The organism is Snuella sedimenti (genome assembly GCF_016428595.1).
Taxonomy (GTDB): domain Bacteria; phylum Bacteroidota; class Bacteroidia; order Flavobacteriales; family Flavobacteriaceae; genus Snuella; species Snuella sedimenti.
The window spans coordinates 88,474-110,420 of the sequence record NZ_JAELVQ010000011.1 but is presented as its reverse complement, the minus strand read 5'-3'; the positions used below and the strand labels follow the sequence as shown (position 1 = coordinate 110,420).

At 37.8% G+C, this 21,947-nt stretch carries 7 protein-coding genes and 1 tRNA gene; 7 read left to right on the top strand and 1 reads right to left on the bottom strand.

Annotation, left to right across the window (positions count from 1 at the left end; all coding sequences use genetic code 11):
- Positions 1–173 precede the first annotated feature (173 nt).
- The 7 genes from JF259_RS10160 (at position 174) to JF259_RS10130 (ending at position 21,187) form a co-directional block, all read left to right on the top strand.
- Positions 174–1,511, top strand: coding sequence for a hypothetical protein (locus JF259_RS10160; RefSeq protein ID WP_199115211.1), 1,338 nt, complete (start codon positions 174–176; stop codon positions 1,509–1,511).
- 188 nt (positions 1,512–1,699) lie between these two features.
- On the top strand, positions 1,700–3,145 hold the full coding sequence (locus JF259_RS10155) for a T9SS type B sorting domain-containing protein (RefSeq protein WP_199115210.1): 1,446 nt from the start codon (positions 1,700–1,702) through the stop codon (positions 3,143–3,145).
- A gap of 1 nt (position 3,146) precedes the next feature.
- Positions 3,147–5,660, top strand: coding sequence for a PorP/SprF family type IX secretion system membrane protein (locus JF259_RS10150; protein ID WP_199115209.1), 2,514 nt, complete (start codon positions 3,147–3,149; stop codon positions 5,658–5,660).
- Positions 5,661–5,722: 62 nt separating this feature from the next.
- Positions 5,723–19,555 carry a T9SS type B sorting domain-containing protein gene (locus JF259_RS10145; RefSeq protein WP_199115208.1) on the top strand — a complete coding sequence of 4,611 codons (13,833 nt, stop codon included), beginning with the start codon at positions 5,723–5,725 and terminating at the stop codon, positions 19,553–19,555.
- Positions 19,556–19,597: 42 nt separating this feature from the next.
- Positions 19,598–20,575, top strand: coding sequence for a PorP/SprF family type IX secretion system membrane protein (locus JF259_RS10140; protein ID WP_199115207.1), 978 nt, complete (start codon positions 19,598–19,600; stop codon positions 20,573–20,575).
- A 62-nt stretch (positions 20,576–20,637) separates the two neighbouring features.
- Positions 20,638–21,000 (top strand): dihydroneopterin aldolase, encoded by a 363-nt coding sequence (gene folB, locus JF259_RS10135; RefSeq protein ID WP_199115206.1) that lies wholly within the window; start codon positions 20,638–20,640, stop codon positions 20,998–21,000.
- 116 nt (positions 21,001–21,116) lie between these two features.
- Positions 21,117–21,187 (top strand) — tRNA-Cys (locus JF259_RS10130).
- 11 nt (positions 21,188–21,198) lie between these two features.
- Here the strand turns inward: JF259_RS10130 and JF259_RS10125 are convergent.
- Positions 21,199–21,900: a LysE family translocator gene (locus JF259_RS10125; RefSeq protein ID WP_199115205.1), complete on the bottom strand. Its 702-nt coding sequence runs from the start codon at positions 21,898–21,900 to the stop codon at positions 21,199–21,201.
- Positions 21,901–21,947 lie beyond the last annotated feature (47 nt).

Sequence of the window (21,947 nt, the reverse complement as noted above, 5' to 3'; positions counted from 1 at the left end):
TGCAATAATTACCTCAGTATTTGTAAACAGATGCAAATATAACACATATATTCTTACAAATATTAAATATTTAGTGCATTTTATCGAAATAATTGGTATTTCATAGGTTTTTTTATATATTTGAAGACTCAAATTGATGAATATATTATTGTTTTAATGATAAATTTTTAACCATGAAAAACGTTACCCAAATCGCATGCGTGTTTCTACTAATAATAGGAAATGTTTTCGCTCAACAGGAAAAAGGAATAATTGGTTCCAATAATTGGTTACATAATTGGACAAATTTTAAGCCCGGTATTCAAGACTATGATACACCTACACAAATATTAGCCGGAAACATTACAAAAGATACAAAGCTATTAAAAAGAGACATCTACTTATTAATGGGAAATGTTTTCGTAACCAATGGCGCTACGCTTACCATAGAACCAGGTACCGTAATAATAGGTGATTATGAATCTAAAGCTTCCCTTACAATTGCCAAGGGCTCTAAAATAATTGCAGACGGTTTAGAAACAGATCCCATTGTTTTCACCTCAAACAGAAGTATTAAAAAAGAAGGTGACTGGGGAGGTATCATTTTACTTGGTGATGCTCCAACAAATAGGTTTGGCAACGGTTCGGTAGCTTCATTTTATCCGCACCTTACACCTTCCTCATATGGAGACACAAACTATGGTGGTGCAAATGCCGAAAGCAACTCAGGCATTCTACGTTATGTAAGAATTGAGTACGCTGGAAAACGAGTAGGGAGACAAAGCTACTTTAATGGATTATTATTGGCCGGAGTAGGCAATGAAACCGTATTGGAAAACATCATGGTAAGCTATTCTTCTGGGAACGCCTTTGAAATATGGGGCGGAGAAGTCAAGTTAAATCAAGCTGTTTCTTATAAAGCAAGCAACAACGATTTTAAATTTAATTTTGGAACCCAATCGCAATTACATAATTCCCTGGCAGTTCGTTCGCCTTATACTTCTAGCAGTAGTGGATCTCGATGCATGCAAATTAACTCTTATGATAAGCGAGAAGAAGTAGACTTCACTAAAAAGGGAACCTCAGTAATTGCTAAAAACCTAACGTTGGTAAACAGTAGTAACAATTTAAAGGAGGATATGGAAAAAGGTCTAGTGAAAGAAGCCTTGTTTGTTGGAGAAAATGCATCCCTTGATATGAACAAAAGTGTTATTTCGGGTTTTAACCCTGCCGTAATACTAGAAGATAAAATTGCTATTAATCAGGAAAATTTGGAAAAAATCAAGTTTACCGATATGTATTTTAACAATTGTAATGGGAATATTTTTGTTGAAAATAATTCAAATAATGAAGACTTAGAGAATTGGTATGGAAATAGTGCGTTTTTTAATGTATACTCTAAAAGTTCAAATTCTGAAACGTTTATCGATTTAAAGAACGATAAAAGACCCGATTTTAGATTACGGATTAATAGGATAATACCTGCGCCACAAGAATATTTTGCGTCGGAGGATCTAGGCATTGATGACTAGTAACAAAACTATTAGGTAAGTATTTAATTAAAACGAGTCTGGGAATTTCTTTATACTTTCAAGTTTACTTTTAAAATTCTTTTTTTTGATAAGCCAGCAATAATTGTATAAGTAATTTTAATTCTAGCATAAAGCCTTGTTAGTTCCGATAATTGTTTCTAGAAATTAATTTAAGAAAATAATATCGTATGAGAAAATTTACTACTATCAAAATTGCTGCTATACTCTTTCTTTGTTTTACTGGAACAATAAGAGCTCAACTTGTTATTAGTAAACCTAACCTCGGGTTTAGTCAAGCTTGTGCCGGGGCCACATTTAATACTTATTATGTTACGTTTAGCTTTTCTCCAGAAACCGAATTAACAGCAACAAACCAATTTACTATTGAATTATCGGATGAAACAGGAGATTTTAGCACTCCAACAGTCGTTTACACATCTACACAAGGCGCTGTTACTAGCTCTCCAGCTACTCTGGAATTTTCAATACCCGATACTACTGCGGGAGAAGCCTATAAAATTAGAATTAAAAGCACCTCTCCTGTTGCTACAAGTACCTCATCGAATGCGTTTGCGGCTTACTATAAAATACAGGATACACCTTTTTCCATTAATAATCTGATCGAAAATGCGGTATACTGTGCTGGTGAGAGCTACTTATTAACTATAGACAACCCTGGTTCTGGAGATAACGATTCACCTTTACAATACCCATCCCTTACTTTTAACTGGTATAAACAAGACGAAACCAATACTTCTACATCTGTTTTTGTTGCTTCAGGGTCCAGTTTGGAAGTAACTGAAGCCGGAACCTATTTTGTTGAAACGAATTATGGTAGCTGTACTTCAAATTCGTATTCTAACCGAGTTACCGTAAGTGAAGCAACCACATCGAGTACTACAGCAATCAATTCCAGTTTAGGCAATCCTTATTGCTCCAGTGAGGGCGCAACAACCTTAAGCACCATTAATGGTAATAGTTACCAATGGTATAAAGATGGTGATGAAATAGAAGGTGCCACAAATCAACATTATATTACCAGTGAGTCTGGAAACTATTCGGTTATTATAGACCTAGGGGACTGTGTAACGAATGCTTCTATTGACCTTGAAACGACAGGCTTTAATAGCAGCATAGATGTTCAAGACAATAATACCATTCAAGAAGGAGAAACAGTGGTCGCAACAGTATCGACCAATGCCATGAACCCACAATTTGAGTGGTACCATAATAACACCTTAATCCCAACAGCTACAAGTGCTAGTTATGAAGCTTCACAAATAGGCAATTATAAAGTTGTTATTACCCAAACCGAGGGATGTGTTGCCTCACATGAGATGACTTTCTCTGTTAGTGAACCTTATCCGGACGTTGCTAAAATACCCAATGTTATAAGTCCTAATGGCGATGGTGAAAACGATACTTGGGTTATTCCTAAAGCCTATGTAAATGGTACAAATACAGAAGTTTTGATTCTAAGTTCAGTAGGAGAGATTGTACTACAAACAAACGATTATCAAAATAACTGGCCCACAAATGAATTAATTTTTACAGATATCAATCCTGTTTTCTACTATGTTATCACAACACAAAACAAAAAAGTAAGGAAAGGATCGATAACGGTCATAAAATAGAATGAAAATATATCTATTACATATCATTATATTATTGTGTTTAACACAACACTTCTATGCGCAAGAAGATGGTGTGGTAGCGCTTTCTTTACCTGTAAGAAACGCATTGAAATTTAATAGATATATTATAAATCCAAGCTTTAGTTTTGTTAGAGAACAAAACAAATATTTAAGTTTCTATAATAAAAAACAGTGGGCTCAATTTGATGATGCTCCTCAAACTTATTTGTTCAGTTATGCCGGTAGGTTTAAAGAACGTATAGGGGCTGGTATTGGACTATTTCAACAAAACCATGGTGTACTGAACACCTACGGAGGTATTTTAAACTTTGCCTATAATGCTAGCCTTAACAGGGATAGCAATTTAACTTTTGGAGTGAACTTAGGTTTCTATCAAAGTGGCATTAATAGAGGGAAAATCATAACAAACTTTCCAGATTCTTCATTGGATAATATACCTTCCAATACACTAGTAACCATAAACCCTGGGATAAATTACGGTACCGCCTTTTTCGATTTTGGTGTATCGGTAAACAACCTTGTTTCTTATAATTTTAAAACCTCAAAACTAATAGAGGACAATCCAGAACAAAGTATTCAAGGGCATATAATGTATACTGGTTATATGAATGCCCGTGGATTTTTTGATGAAAGCAAGTTTTCGTTTTTAGCAAGATCCGAATTTAAGACCAACAAAACCGTTCTTTCTGGTGTCGCAATGCTTTCCATACCCAAAGGGCTTTGGGGGCAAGCTGGTTACAATAGCCTTTATGGGCTATCTGCCGGTATAGGCATCAACATTAGCTCTCAAATAGCCCTAGAGTATAATTATGAGCAGGCTGTAGGTGATCTGTCAACCTTTGGTAACTCCCACGAGATCACATTAGCTTATAAATTTAAAAACAAGACTAGGTATAACTATAATGGCGACGATGACGAACAAGCCCTTTTTACACCATCAAGAAAGTCAAGACGAGTTATTGCTAAACCAAAAAAGACCACAAATACTAAAACAGATAGACAATCACTTGTAGAGGCAAGGAAAAAAGAAAAAGCAGAAGCCGTAAAACAATTAAAAGAAAAAGCGGCGGCCAAAGCAGCAACTAGAACTAAGCAAAAAGCAGAAGCGGAAGCCAGAATTGCTGCCAAATCCAACACAATAGAAAAAGAACAGGAAGCAAAATTGGTTGCTGAAACGAAAGTCAAACAAGAAGATGCGACCAAAGCTAAAGCCCTAGAAAAAGCTAAAATAGCTGCTGAAATAAAAGCTAAACAAGAGGAAGCGGCTAGAATTAAACGCGAAGAACTTGCCAAGGCCAAAGCCATAGAGGATGCCAAAATAGCTGCCGAGAATAAAGCCAAAGAAAAAGCGGCTATAATAAAACGAGATGAACTTGCCAAAGCTAAAGCCCTAGAAGAAGCTAGAATTGCTGCTGAAACAAAAGCTAAACAAGAGGAAGCAGCTAGAATTAAACGCGAAGAACTTGCCAAGGCTAAAGCTTTAGAAAATGCCAGAATAGCTGCCGAAAACAAAGCTAAAGAAGAAGCGCTAGCTAAGACTAAAGCTGCAGAAGAAGAAGAAGAAGAAGAAAAGGTCGCCTCTGAAAATAAAGTAGATGATGAATTTGTGATTCCAGTGTCAACTGATGCTAACACCGATGCTATGAGCAAAATAACCCAGTTGGCTAGGGATTCCAAATTAATACAACAAGAATTAATGGCTAAATTAGGAGAAACCATTGCCAGTAAGGAACAAGACCTAAAAGACCTAAAAGAAGAAAATGATTTAAGTGAACAAGGCGTTTATGTAGCCCCTAAACCATTTAAAAGTGTAACAGCCGAAAACAGAGCTTTAGAAGCTTTAACATCAGAGATTGATGTAGTTATAAAATCACAAGAAGAAAAAATTACGACACTAGAAAATCTTTATAGTGAAAGGCTAAAAAAGGTACGTAGTAAAAACGATGCCACTAATATATTTTACTCAAACGCTATACAAGATTTAAAGAAAGAACAGTCTAGAATTAAACAAGCCAAAGAAAGTTTAATAACTGAATTGGAATCTATTAAAGTAGCCACAGAAATAGAGAGAAAAAGACGTATAAAACGTGCTTCTTACGACAATCAAGAAGTAAAATACATGAAAGACATGGCGGCATTAAATCAAATAAAACAAAATACGCCTTTAAGTACTGTACCCCTAACAGTTGAAGACTTTGATTTTGGAGAAGATCTGGGAACCAATATAAAGATTTTAACTAACGTTAAAAATACAGAAAGTGGTTATTACCTTGTAATTGCTGTACACAGCGATGTGGTTAAAAGAGATGACTTCTTAACCAAATCTGTTGCAGCTGGTCAAAGTGATATAAACTTCTTCTTTGATGTAAAAACAAGTAAATACTATATTTACCACGAAAAATTCAGTAGTTTGGAAGCTGCTAATCAAGCTTTACAGTTAAAAGGAAGTAAACCGTATAATGGTAAGATGTCAATGGTTAAAATAGAAAATTAAACATGTAAAAGTAATTTTCCCCAAATGTACCAACAGGAAAGACAATGCAAAATATTACTGCTATGAAAAAACCTACTATTTATAAGTCCGCATTTGTTGTTCTATTTATATTACTATGTATCAATGGTATGGCTCAAACTTACGAGCCTTTCTCCGTAAGAAAAAATATCGATATAAAAGGAAGTATGCTTGTGATAGGCAATAGCATTCTAGGCCAAGACAACAATGATTTTAACGATGCTACTCAAGACAACCAAGACATCTCAATGCAATATATTGATATTGATGGCGATACATCAACCTTTAGTTCCAGTAGTGCCGATCTCTTATTACCTGATCACGAAGATGGAAGCGCCACCGATTGTTACCGGGTGGCTTATGCAGGCTTATACTGGGGTGCCATACTACAAAGTGGGAGTCGAACCGATATAAACAATGTTAAGCTAAAAATCCCTGGAAGTACGACTTATACCGATATTACTGGAGAAATTGTTTATGATGCAATTGTTAATCCGATTATTGCAGAAACAGGCGAACCAGGAAACACGCCTTATGCTTGCTATGCCGAGGTAACAGACTTACTATCCAGCTTATCGGATATAGAAGGAACGTATACCCTAGCCAATGTAACATCCAGCTTAGGTTTTAATAATTCTACAGGTCTAGCTGCCGGTTGGACACTTATAATAATTTATGAAGACCCCGAACTACATACTAAATCGTTTACAACTTTTGACGGTTTCAGTCATATTTTTGATGGTCACCAAGAAACAATTCCCGTTACGGGGTTTACAACACCCCCAGCGGGTAATATAGACCTACAATTTGCCTATGCTGTATTAGATGGTGATAGAACAAAGCGTGCTACCAAACTTGAAATCAACGGTAAAGAAGTTACAACACCTCTAAGGTCTGCCAATAAGTTTTTTGGATCGGTTATAGAAAACACCAATGGCGTATCTAATCCTAGAAATCCTAATAGCTCAAACACTTTAGGTTATGACACAGGTTTTTTGGAAATATTAAATTCGGAACCGGAATTTATTAAAAACAATGATTCTTCAGCAGATTTTAGATTACAGGTAGCTAGAGGACAAGCCGACCCTATATTTGCTTTTCTTAGTGCTTTTGCAGTAGATATTATTGCACCCGATATAGACCTTACCAAAGTGGTACTAGATACTTCTGGTGATGATATTGATGGTGATGATGTTAACTTAGGCCAAAACCTTTTTTATGAAATAACGTTTCAAAGTACGGGTAATGATAACGTTACTGAATTTACGATTAAAGACATTCTTCCCGATAACATTATTTTTGATCCGGATACTGACATTGATTTAACCAATGCTGGTGGGGCAACCTTACAATCCTACGACCCAGCAACGCGAACTCTTATTTTTAGTATTCCAGATGCATCTGTAGAAGTAAACGACCCTGCCTTTGTCATCCGCTTGGCTGTTCGTGTAGTCCCCAATTGTTACGACTTAAGTCAAGCCTGTTCTAATGAAATCCAAAATCAGGCCTTTGCAACTTACAGAGGGGTTATTAATACCAATTGGATTCAAGATGAAGGTAGTTTTGCTACAACCGAATGTTTGGGTATTCCGGGGTCTACTAATTTCTTGGTAGATATTTCAAATTGTAGTTTCGAAAGAACAGAGGTATTATGTGGAAATAGTGTCGTTATAACAGCTGCCGATGGATACGACAGCTATTCTTGGTCTACAAGCCCAACAGGCACACCCGTAATTGGTACTGGGCAAACTTATACTGCTACAGGCACAGGAACCTTTTATGTAACCAATACAACATCGGCTACTTGTATATCAATAGTAGAACAAATTACGGTAATTCCATATGGTAACACCATTACTAACCCGGTAATTCCATTTGCCGACCAAACACCTGTTTGTCCAAATGATGGAAAAGTACTGCCTTATATTTTTCTATGTGGCGCTAACGATACAAGAGCAATCACAACAGGCATAAGCGATGCCGTTTCCATAATTTGGGAAAAACTAGATGAAACTAGTTGTGACCCTGTTACTGTTGATGATTGTGCCAATGAAAATGATGCCTGTACATGGAACCAGGTTGGTACCGGCCCTAATTATACAGCCGATCAGGCAGGTGAATTTAGAATTGTAATAAACTACCCGGGAGGTTGTTTTAGCATATTTTATTTTAATGTCTATCAAAACTTATTAAACCCAACTGTTATTGCCAAAGATATTATATGTAATACACTAGGAGAGATTACCGTAGGAGGTGTTCCCTCTGGCTATGAGTACAGTTTAGATCCTAGTGGTTCCTATCAATCGTCCAATGTGTTTTCTATTGATACTGCTGGTTACTATACTGTTTATATTAGACAAGTGGGCGTCGATACCAACCCCTGTATTTTTGAAACACCTAATATCTATGTAAGAGACAGAGACGTTTCGGTATCGTCCGTAGTTACACAACCCAACTGTAATGGCGATAAAGGAAGCATCCAATTAGCTGTAAACAATGGCTTGCCACAATACTACTATAGTCTTTCGGAAGGAGGAACGTTAGTAAACAGTGTAGGCCCTATAACAAACAGCGATTATACTTTTGCAAACCTTAATCCTGGGACTTATACCTATACAGTATCAACCGATGATGGTTGTCTTTTTACAAGTGATATAGAAATAATAAATCCACCGGTATTAACCGCTACAGTAGCACTTACAAGGCCTCTAACGTGTACAGATGGCGAAATTACTGTTTACCCCGAAGGTGGTACACCTCCCTACCAATATTATGTAAATGGAGCTACCATTTCTCAAGACAGTCCAATAATAACAGTGCCTACAGCTGGAGATTATAATATCACCGTTATAGACGCCAACAACTGTAGCACAGCAACATCCATTACCGTTGAAGCCATTTCGGCTCCAGATTTTACAATATCGCACACTGATATTTTATGTTACGGCGACAATACGGGACAAATACAATTTAATGTTACCAATGCCAATGGATATACCATTGAATATAGTATAGATAATGGTACTACATACCAATCTAACCCGACATTTTCCAACCTTACTGCTGGTACTTACACAACAAACATTAAATATTCATTGAATGGTATCGAGTGTTTTAGTGCTTCTGAAGATATAATCATAACACAGCCAGATACAGCATTAACGGCCTCAGCTGGTGTTTCCGAATTGGCAGGTTGTGGTCCTAATGGTGAAGGTAAAGTACGCATTACAAACCCACAAGGAGGTACCCCTCCATACGAGTACAGTTTTGACAACCAAGCTACTTGGACAAGCACGAATGAAGCCTATGTCGCTCCCGGAACTTATACACTGTATATAAGGGATGCAAATGGATGTATTTATGCGATGCCAGGCATTATTATAGATCCAGAACCAGTACCTCCAACCATAACTGTTTCCGATCCAGATTTTAATTGTGATGGCACAGCCAACGCAACAGTAACAGTAACCAACGAAGGATCTAATTCTTATACTTACACCTATTTGCTGGACGGTGCCGAAAACCCCAATACAGCAGATCCTAAAACCTTTTTAGATGTCTCTGAAGGATCACATACTGTAACTGTTACTTATAAACTGGAGACCGTTCCTACTTATAGTAATTTGTTGAACGAAGATTTTGGAAGCGGGGCACCAACTACTTCACCGGGAATAGCAAGTGCTTATTGTTTTAACGACCAACGTGTAAACCCTCCTTATCCTTGTGGCACACGCTCTGTAGAAGATAATCAATATTCTGTAGCCAGTTTTTTCTGGAGATCTGATGACCCCTCATCTAACAATTCTGGTGCATGGTATCACTTTCAAGACCATACTACAAACGGAGCCGATCCAGACGGTAGATTTTTGCTTGTAAACATAGGATCTGCAGCAGGGCCTTATGGTATATTGTATAGCAAACCCATAAACGATGTTATTCCCAATCAAGATATAAAAGTAGATCTCTATTTAGCAAACTTAATGCGATCTGTTTATACTGTTCAGGATGATCCAGATTTCAGAATACAGTTGGTAGATGGCTCAGGAACCGTAATAGCCGAACAATTTACAGGCACTATTCCTAAAAACGAACAATGGAATTTTAGTCAGTTAACCCTCAACCCAGGCAACAATACCAACTTAACCTTTGTAATACGCTCTGGAAGCGTTGAGTATTTCGGAAATGATGCTCTTATAGACGATATTAGTGTTTACCAGCTTCCTGTAACTTGTATAGAACAGGTAGACTTTCCTTTTGTTGTAAACTCGGGCAATGCCTTTACTGCTGATGTTACTGGAACATCGAATGTGAGTTGTTCGGCAGGAGCAGACGGAACTATAACTATTGCTGCCCAAAATTTCGATCCTGCTAATGGTTTTCAATATTCTTTAGACGGTGTGAATTGGAATACCCAAATGACATCTCCTTACACCATTACCGGACTAACAGCAGGCAGCTATACCATTCAGGTACGCTATGAGGATGCTGTTGATACCTGTAGTTTTACTTTTAATCATGATATTGTTGCTCCTACGCTATTAGAAGTAAATGCTTCTGGAACACCAGTAACCTGTCTTGATGGGTCAACCGTTACCGCAACAGCAACAGGCGGAACACCTGCCTATTCCTATGAATTATTAGATAATACACTAAACCTAATCGCAAATTTCCCTAGCAACGGTATTTTAACGAATGTAGCTGCAGGAAACTATACCATAAGAGCTACCGATGCAAATGGCTGTGTGGCAACAACGACACTTGACTTAATAGCACCAACGGCGCCAACGGCATCTATAAGTAATGCCGATTATTGTTATGATACAAGTAACGGAGCGACACTAGAAATTACGGCATCTGGAGGCCAAGCACCCTATGAATATAGCATTAACGGTGGTGCATTCCAATCTAGCAATAGTTTTACAAATCTAACCCCTGGTAATTATGATATAACCGTAAGGGATGCCTATGGATGTACTGTTACTTTACCAACTGAGACTATTGCAGCACAAGTAAACGTAGATGTCGTTTTAACAAAAGCATTAGACTGTACGGCGTCTCCCAATGCGGTAATTACGGGAACTATTTCAGACGGTTACCCACCATACTCTGTAACATTAATACAAGGTTCGGGAACACCAAACCTAACAGGAAACACCTTTACCTTAACAACTGGAACCGATGGCACGTACCAATTTCAAATAACCGATGCTAATGGCTGTCAGGCAGTATCGAATGTAATTACTATCAATCCAATAGAAAATCCCACGGCAACCACTACAACCGTGAATCCGGGTTGTAATGGAGACTCTAATGGATCTGTACAAATAATACCAGCCAACGGTGTAGGCCCCTATTCCTATAGTTTTGAAGGAAGCCCGTTTACCTCTACATCACTATATACTGGATTGGCAGCTGGCTCTTATGCCTACCAAGTACAAGATGCTAATGAATGTATTTTTAATGGTACGGTAACCTTAACAGAGCCTACCACTTTAGTTGCTACAGCAAGTGCAACAACATTTAGTTGTGATGCTAACAACACAAAACAATCGGCAACAGTAACCATTGCTGTTCCCTCGACAGGAACGGCTCCTTATCTATACAGTTTCAATGGATCTGGTTTTAGCTCTAATAATACCTTAACAGTAAACGACAATGGAACCGATCAAACCATAACCTATGCTGTTCAAGATGCCAACGGGTGTACCGATAATGGCTCTATTACGATATTACAATTGGATCCCCCAACGGATTTAGATTTTAGCGCAACCGATGTTACCTGTACAACAACAACCTCAACAGTAACAGTAACCGCAACAGATGGTGTAAGTCCATTGGAATATGAAACGATCGCCCCATCTCCTATTATAGTTGGAAAACAAGCTTCGAACTCTTTTTCAGGATTAAGCCTAGGTACTTATATTTTTAGGGTTACCGATGCTAACGGATGTTACTATACAGAATCCTATACTATAGATCCTGTTACACCAATAGCTATAACAGGATTGAAGTTAAGTGATGTATTATGTAACGGCGGTAATACAGGAGCTATACAATTCACAGTTTCTGGATATACGGGTAGTTATACAAGCACTTTAACAAGTGGCTCAGGAACATTAGTGCAATCTGGAAACACCATCGATTTAACCAATCTAATAGCAGGTAGTTATACCGTAGAGGTTACAGATTTAACCACAGGATGTACAGCCAATGAAACCATAACTATTTCGGAACCGGCTAACCCCGTAAGTCTTACGGCAACGGCGACGAATGTACATTGTAATGAAGATAATTCTCAAATTACCGTAACACCTTCTGGGGGAACACCTAATTACACTTATGCTGCTGTAATAACAGGTGCTCCTGCGCCTACAACTTATAATAGTAGTAATGTAATAACTGTAGATACTAATTCTGCTACAAACTTGGTTTGGGATGTATACGTTAAAGATGCCAATGGATGTACAGCAATGACCGCTGTAACAATTACAGAAGATCCATTACCAACGGTAACCGCACCAACGGTATCGAATCAATGTACTGCTTCATCTGGGTTTACCTTTACCGTTACGGCAACAGGGCTTGCTCCACTTTCATATAGCATTAATGGTGGCTTATCCTACCAAACCAGTCCAACATTTACCGTAAATGCTGCAGGCAGCTATACCATTACAGTAAGAGACGCTAATGGATGTACAACAACGAGCGCTACACAAACAGACGTTTTTCCGCCAATTGCAACCAGTGCACTTCTAACAAAAGATTTAACATGTTCATTACCGCAAGAAGCAAGTATTGACATATCTGTATCGGGTGGCAACCCTCCTTATACCTACGAAGTAAGTACTGATGGGGGCAGTAGTTATTCACCCATTGCTGGGTCTACATATACAACTACTAGTGCAGGTACTTATCAATTCAGGGTTACGGACGCTAATGGATGTACCCAAGAAACAAATGCAATAACTATCACGAATCCTACTAACCCTTCAATTACTAGCGTAATAGAAACCCAATCTATTGCATGTAATAGTGAAGAAACAGCAGCTATTCAAATTACGATTGATAACGCATCTGGTACACCACCTTTTATTATTAATGTAAATAATGATACAACTGGAACCGACTACGGTACACAAACCTCTGGTTTAGCCGCTGGAGATTATACTATTACCGTAACAGATGCCAGGGGATGTACAGATACAGATACCATTACTATTAGTGAACCAACTCCTTTAGTTCCTACTTATCATGCAGAACCAATAACCTGTCAGGCTGGTGGTGTGTCTAAAGGGTCTGTTATTGTAGATGGCGTAACAGGAGGAACAGCTCCTTACAATTATTATGTGACAGGCGTAAATGGCTACTCAAATTCAGAATTAAATGCTACTGGTTCAACATCCGTTAATTTTGATGTTGTTGATTTTGGATTGTATCAAATCAATATAGTAGATGCCAATGGCTGTTCTGTATTAATTCAAGATATTTTAGTAGCGTCTCCTCCAGATGACCTAGATATTCTAATAAATACTACCGCAGATTGTATAAGTGGAGGTACTGCAGAAGTGTCTATTGGAACAACCTTGAGCGGTTCAGGCCCCTACCATTTTGCTATTTATTCTGGCCCAGGAATGACCTATACTGCTCCTACTACAGCACCATGGCAGGATGAGGATGCTCCGGGAAGTGAGAAAACAACATTTACTAATTTAATACCCGGTGTGACTTATACGTTTATTGTTTTCGATGAACTAACCGGCTGTTATTATTATGAGATTGCAAATGCGCCTGTACCAACCAATTCAACATTAACAACTAGTGCTCTCGTTTCAAATAATATTACGTGTACGGGAAGTGCCAATGGTAATGTAAGCTTTGATATAACAAGTATATATGGTTCGTCAACAGATGTGACATTCGAAATATTTAATTCGCAATCATTAGCCTCAACAGGCATTACCGGATCAGGAACAGTGCCTGCCAATGGAACACTATCTGTGTCTAATTTAGGACCCTTGCCATTTGGTAATTACTTTGTCTTAGTAACAGAAGATGTGGGAGCGACAAATGCGGGATGTAGTATTGCAACAACTACCTTTAACATCACCGAATCTACCATAGATTTGAGTCTTACTGCCTCTGTTTCAAAAAATGAAAATTGTAACGAATTAGGTATTATTTCTGCTACTGCCAGTAATGGAACTGCTCCATATACATATCAGTTATTATTAGAATCAGATCCAGCTCCAACGGCATCAAGTGGGGGTTGGGCTAGTGCAAATACATTTACTGCATCGGCAAATGCTTATACCGTTTATGTAAAAGATGCTTATAACTGTATTAGGGAATACGATATAACATTAGCGGCAGATCCAACTCCAACAATCGATCCTGTACCCCAACAATGTTTTGATGGTACGCCATTTAATATCACGTTGGTTGAAGGTACTGGTAGTGCTATTGGTCCGCTAACCTATAGTATCGGTGGTGCTTACCAAACCAGTTCAACATTTACCATTAGTATGACAGGTACCTATACTGTGAGCGTAAAAGATGGTAATGGATGTATCGCTTCTACAACTTATGTTGTAGAACCTCCATTATTATTGGATGCTAACATGACACAAGATTTAACCTGTACCCTTGATGCCAGTATTACTATTACTGCTAGTGGAGGAACCGGTACCTACAGCACTTATGAAGTTAGTTATAATGGTGGTGGCTATGTTGTTATAGCTGGTTCACCATATACCACTACTATAGATGGGACTTATCAATTTAGAGTAACAGATTCTCAAGGATGTCAAGCGATATCTAATGTCATTACAGTCACACCAAACACAACGCCTACACTTACAGAAATACATACAGATGTGAGCTGTAACGGTGGCTCCGACGGAAGCATTGTTATAACGGCGGCCAATGGTATAGCCCCCTATCAATACAGTATCGATAATGGTGCTACGTTCCAAGCATCCAATGTGTTTAGCGGTCTATCAGGAGGCATATACAATGTGGTTGTTAGAGACAGTAAAAATTGTGATTCGGCAGCAACACCTGTGACTATTAACGATCCTACTGCTGTGGCAGGAACAGGCAGTTTAACCCAAGGGTTAACCTGTGGTGCTGGAAACGCAACACAACCAGCCATAGTAACCATTACAGGTAGTGGAGGTACAGCCCCATATACTTATAGTTTTGATGGTGGTGTTAATTACACCTCAACAAACACCTATGCAACATATGCTGCAGGAACTGTAACAGCTTACATAAAAGATGCCAATAGCTGTATTATTGCAACGCCTATAGATGTTAATATTCCTGCATTAGACGTGCCTACGGATTTGGATTTCTCATCTACGGTTGTAACTTGTATAGCACTAACCAGTGATGTTACATTAACACCAACTGGTGGTGTCGCCCCTTTAAGCTATGAAATAATTTCACCGGCAAGTGCGACAGGTAATACAACAGGAGCTTCCTCTGGAATCTTTACAAGTTTAGCTCCAGACACCTACGTATTTACCGTAACTGATGCCAATGGTTGTTATTATACAGAATCATTTACTGTAGATCCGGTAACCAATATTACTGTATCCGGATTATTGGTTAATGATGTGAGTTGTAATGGCGGTTCAGATGGAGCTGTTGACTTTACAGTGTCAAATTTCTCAGGAACCTATAGTTACACAATTAATGGAGGGGTTGCTATCGTTGGACAAACTGCTACTACAATTAATTTAACAGGGCTGCCAATAGGAGATCAAACCATAGTGGTAACAGATGATACAACAGGATGTACCGATACAGTTACAATAACCGTTAGTGAACCAGCTACATTAACCCTTATTGAAGCTGATAATATCAATGCAACTTGTAATTTTGGTGCCCAGGTAACCGTAACAGCAAGCAATGGAACACCACCATATCAATATGCTTTTGTTATAGACGGTTTTGCTCCAACTGTATCGGATTACACCAATAACAATACAGCTGTTTTAGATCCTGCAACCAATACCGATTGGGATGTTTGGGTACAAGATGCAAACGGATGTACTGCTCAAATAGATGTTGTTATTTCAACAGATTCTTTACCAACAGTAACAGTTCCAACTTTTGCTGATAACCAATGTAATTTAAATGGCGATCCTTATACATTTACGGTAACAGGTACAACAGGAATACCGCCATTTGAATATTCTATTGGTAATGGCTTTCAATCGAGTCCAACATTTACGGTATCCACACCCGGAACCTATGCTGTAACCGTAAGGGATGGAAACGGTTGTACAGCTGTTAGCGGAACATCAATAACTATTTATCCGTCCTTAGACCTCACACCATCCATTACAACCTTACCTAGTTGTACAGATGATGATGGTGTAATTACGGTAACAGGTTCTGGAGGTTCTGGAAATTATACATACAGTATAAGTCCGTCTGTTGGAAGTATATCTGGAAATGTCATTTCAGGTGTGCCATCGGGAACCTATACAGTAACTATTACCGACACGGTCACTAATTGTACAAAAGATGCAACTATTACTTTGGATGCTGCCACACCAGTAACGTTTACACCAGTACCGACAGATGTAAGCTGTAATGGAGGAAGTGATGGCAGTATAACAGTAAACTTACCTGCCAATAATGACAATCCTATTTATACCTACGAAATTACCGCTCCTATTGTAGTAGCGCCTCAAACTTCTAATGTATTTACAGGATTAGCACCAGGAACTTACACCATTCAAGTAACTTCAGGAAGAAATTGTATCGCAACTCAAGATGTCATTGTAGGCGAACCTAATAACATTGTAGTTCCCGCTCCAACAGTAGTAGAATATGCTTGTACTGCAGGTACGAATACAACAAACTTTGCGAGTATTACAGTAAATAGTATAACTGGTGGTTCTGGAACCTACATTATTTATGAATTTGTAAAAGGCGTAACCGTTGTACAGTCTGGATCTAGCAATGTTTACATCGAAAGTGATTTATCGGGCGGTAATTACACCATAAATGTTTATGATGACAATGGCTGTTCTGGATCAACAACAGCTACTATCGAACCTTTTATAGCTTTAGAAGATTTAACCGTTAATATTGATAATGCCATTACTTGTACTAATGATGAAGATATTACTGTTTCGGTAACGAGTACAGGCGGCACACCAACCAATCTGGAATACACCTTAGAAGATGCGAATGGTGTACTCCCTAATCAAACAAATACAACAGGCATATTTACTGGATTGCCAATAGGTAATTATATCATTACCGTTGAAAACTTAGACACCCAGTGTAGTTTACAAACCGTACATTATGTAAACGACCCTAATACCTTTGATTTAACAATAGATTCTGTGGTTGATGTTACTTGTTTTAATGATACCGATGGTAGCGTGAATGTAACGCTCATAGATCGTGTGCCAACACCTACAGACGAGTCTGGTCCCTTTACTTACAATGTAGTAGATGCTTTAGGTGCTACTGTTGCCTCTGGAACAACTGCCAATGCCGGGCCAATTACAATTTCTGGTTTAGCTTCAGGAACTTATACTGTAACAGCAACGTTAACCAACACACCATTTTGTACGATTAATAAAAACTTTACCATTACAGCGCCTACAGCTGCTTTAAGCATTACAGAAACACATACAGAAATAACCTGTGTGAGCGGTAACAACGACGGAACCATTTCTGCCAGTGCCACAGGTGGATGGTCAGGAGGGTATGAGTACCAGTTAGAGTTAACCAGTGGAACAATCATTACAGCATTTAGCGCAACATATCATTTTACAGGACTAACAGCAGGAGATTATATTGTTAGCGTTAGAGATAGTAAAGGCTGTATCGCTTCAACAAATGTAAGCTTAGTAAATCCAACACCTATTGATGCTACAATAGCGGCAACTCCAACATTATTATCATGTTTTGGTGATACTAATGCAACTATAACGGTTAGTAATGTTACTGGCGGACAAGGTAGTAACTATACCTATACCTTAAACAGAACTGCACCAACACCTAGTTCTTCTGGACCACAAACGTCTCCTATATTTACTGGTTTGGGATTTGGCTCCTATAACGTTACTGTAACTGATGGTTACGATTGTGAATTTACTACAGCCGATATCGTTATATCTGAACCTTCTCAATTGGTAGCAGATTTAGTCAAGGCAAGTTCACAAACCTGTTTAACACAAGCGACACTAACTTTAAGTGCAGTAGGAGGGATAGGCCCCTACGAATATAGTGATGATATAACCCTCAACACTGTTCTAGGATCATTCTCTACGGATGTCACATTCTCTGTACCAGTTGGCACCTATGTTTATTATGTAAGGGATACGAATGGTTGTATAGCTACTGTTTCTAACGAAATTACCATAGAACCATTAGAACCGCTAATTGTAAATTTAGACACAACCAATGCAACTATTAATTGTGCTGGCGAAAGTACAGGTGTTATTGTAGCAGAAGCGCAAGGCGGTTTAGGAAACTATATTTATACCTTACAAGACGGCTCGGGTAATGATATTACACCAGTAACCCAAGACACACCAGGTGTCTTTACAGGATTACCTATAGGCACTTACCAGGTTTTTGTAGAGAGTGGTGATTGTGACGTAACATCAGCTACTGTTACCATAACTGAACCTTCAGAGCCATTAACAGCACAATTCATAACTACAGACGTAACCTGTAATGGTTCTAATGACGGGATAATAGAGGTAATAGCTTCTGGAGGAACAGGCATTATCAAATATGCAATTTCCCCTCAAATGGATCAGTTTTTTGATGAACCTATCTTTGATGATCTTTTCCCAGGCACTTATCAAGTGATCGTACAAGATGAATTAGGGTGTTATATACTTGAAGATATTACCATTGTAGAGCCAACACCCGTAATCCTTAACATTGTTCCAAACTCCATCATTCCAGAAATTTGTGATGGCGATATGAATGGAGCGTTTAGTATTGAAATTTCTGGAGGCACAGCTCCTTATAGCGTTGCCTTAGACGATATTAATGGCACATACACTACAGGTGTTTTAGAAAACACACCATTTACTTTTAGCAGCCTAAGTGGAGGCGACCATATTGTATATGTTATGGATAGTGAAGGCTGTGAATCGGAATGGAACATTACTTTCCCTGAATCGGTTAAAATTGAGCCAGTGGCCATCGTCGAATATGGATGTACTAACAACATGTCTACTAATACTGTTACCGTAGAAGTTGATGAAAGCATAACGGATCCTTCTGAATTGGATTATTCATTAAATGGTGGGCCATACCAATCCAGTAACGTATTTATAAACGTACCAGCTGGATTGGATCACTTTATTGATGTTAGACATATAAATGGTTGTATACAAAGAACCGAAAACTTTGATATTGAACAATATGAACCTTTAGAACTTGTGCTGGAAAACGGTGGCTTAAATGAAATCGTAGCCGTAGCCACAGGTGGTACTGGTAATTATGAATTCACTTTAAATGGTGAATCGTATGGAAGTGAAAATACATTTATTATTTACGCCTCCGGAGATTATACAGTTACCGTGACCGACAGTAATGGTTGTGTGGCTACAGCTACCAAATATTTTGAATATATCGATGTATGTATCCCAAATTATTTTGTGCCACAAAATGGCGGTTGGGGCCCAGGATGTACCTCACAATATAAGGATATGACCTTTGATATATTTGACAGGTATGGACGTAAAATAGCCACTTTACGCGTAGGAGAAAAATGGGATGGAAACTACCGTGGTGCTCCTTTACCTTCGGGTGATTACTGGTATGTTGTAAAGCTAAATGATCCAAAAGACGATCGCGAATTTGTCGGCCATTTTACGCTTTATAGGTAATATAATTAATGGATAAAGCCATTAACCAAAAAAATTGAAGCAATGCGAAAACTAATCATATATACACTGTTTATAGTCATAACGACCAGTAGTTATGGACAGGAATTAAACTTGCCTGTATTTACCCAATATTTAGCCGATAACAATTTTGTGGTTTCCCCGACCTATGCTGGTATTGGAGATAACCTAAAAATTAGGGCTAATGGTTTAACGCAATGGGTAGGTATAAAAGGAGCCCCCGACAACCAATCGATATATGGTGATTTTAGAATTGCCGATCGCTCAGGTGTTGGTATTTCTGCCTATAATGACAAAAATGGTAATACCATACAAACAGGTGCCAAATTCTCGTTTGCACACCATCTTATTTTAGATTATTATTCCAAGCAGTACCTATCTTTTGGTATTTCTTATAATATTAATAATTTTAGAATTGATATTAATAATTTTAATACCACATACGAAAACCCTATTATAGATCCATTCGTTACAGACGATAGGCGTACTTCCAACAATAACTTTGATGTAGGTTTCCTGTATAGAAACCATGGCTTCTTTTTAAGTTTTAATGCTAATAATATTTTAAAGAAAAACTTTGATGAAGATATTAGGAAATTAGAGCCTAACTTACTGTTAAACTACCAAATATACACAGGTTATACCTTTAGGGGGCCTAGAAAAAGTGGTTTAGAGTTTGAACCATCCATGTACTACCAAATGTTTAACAGTGACAAGCGTTCCAGTACCGATTTAAACATTAAGGTACGAAAGTACGATAGGAATGAAGATTATTTTTGGGGAGGGATATCCTATCGTTTCCTTAACGATCAGTTCTTAAAGCCTTTAAATATAGGCCCTATGGTAGGCTTTAAAAAGTCGATCTTTTATTTTGGATATGCCTACCAAATAACAACCAATGCGCTATCGTCATTCAATTCAGGTACGCACGTTATTACCATAGGACTCGACTTTTTACAAGGTATTAGTAATTGTCCTTGTACGCAAAGTCCAGTGCATTAAAATATTTATGCTCTTACTAAGAAATAATAAGTATTTTTACCTCCTTTAAAAGAAATAAGATTTTGGGACTTATAAAAGTTGAAAATATACGTGTTTTTGCCTATCATGGCTGTTTAAAAGAAGAAACAAAAATTGGTAGTGATTATCGCGTAGACCTCCAGGTTAAAGCCAATTTACAACCCTCGGCAAAAACCGATACATTAAGTGATACGGTAGATTATGTTTTGTTAAACCGTATCATTAAAGAAGAAATGGCAATACCTTCCCATTTGCTAGAAACTGTTTGTAAACGTATTTTAAAGCGAATATTTATTGAAGAATCAAAGGTGGAAAAGGCAACTGTTTGGGTGAGTAAATTAAATCCCCCGATAGGAGGGGATGTTGAAAAAGTAACTATTAAAATGACTAAAAAACGTAAAAAGTAATTTTAGGTATTGTAAACTCTTATTTTTTTTTACATTTGCACAAGATTCCTGTCATTACAGGAATGACAAATAAATAAGGATACATCGAAGCATATTATGGTGTGTTTTTTTCGAATGGCGTCATGGCCGAGTGGCTAGGCAGAGGTCTGCAAAACCTTCTACAGCGGTTCGAATCCGCTTGACGCCTCTTAAAAGCTTTCAGTTTCTTTCTGGAAGCTTTTCTTTTATTGGATTTATTTGCTCCAATTTTTCTTTAATAAGCTTTTTTTCTTTTGGGAAAAACCCCTGAACCAAAAGTAGTATTCCAAAACCTAAAATAACTAAGGCTATTACTTTTTTGGTTTTAAAAATAAGCCGAGGCGTTAATTTGTTTCTTAATTTTTTAGCAATCAATATCTTAATTATGTCTACTAAAAAATAGACCAATAAAATAGTAGTTAAAAAGGTAATGACACCTTCTGTAGAGCTTGTTAGGGTGTTCGCTATTACAATAAAAGCAACCCAACCTAGCAGAACACCTATATTAATAAAATTAAGCAGGAAACCCTTTAAAAATAGCTTACCATACTTCTTTTGGATATCAATTCTATGATACTCTTTAACAATTTCCCTAAAAGACTTAGAGGTTTTTATAAAAGATATAAATCCATAAACAGCCAATAAAACACCCCCAAAGATTAAAAAATTAGGGTCTCCTTTTATTTTTTCAAGCAATTTATTGGTACTAAGGAACGCTACTAAAATAAAGAGTATATCGGCAAACATGACGCCACAATCAAATATTAAAGCACTCCTAAAGCCCTTTGTTGCACTGGTTTCCAAAAGCACAAAAAAGACAGGGCCAATTGTAAAAGCCAAAATAATACCAAAGGGAATAGCTGCTAAAATATCATCTAACATGTATAAAGACATCTTTACACAAAGAAAAGAAATATTTTAAACTATCT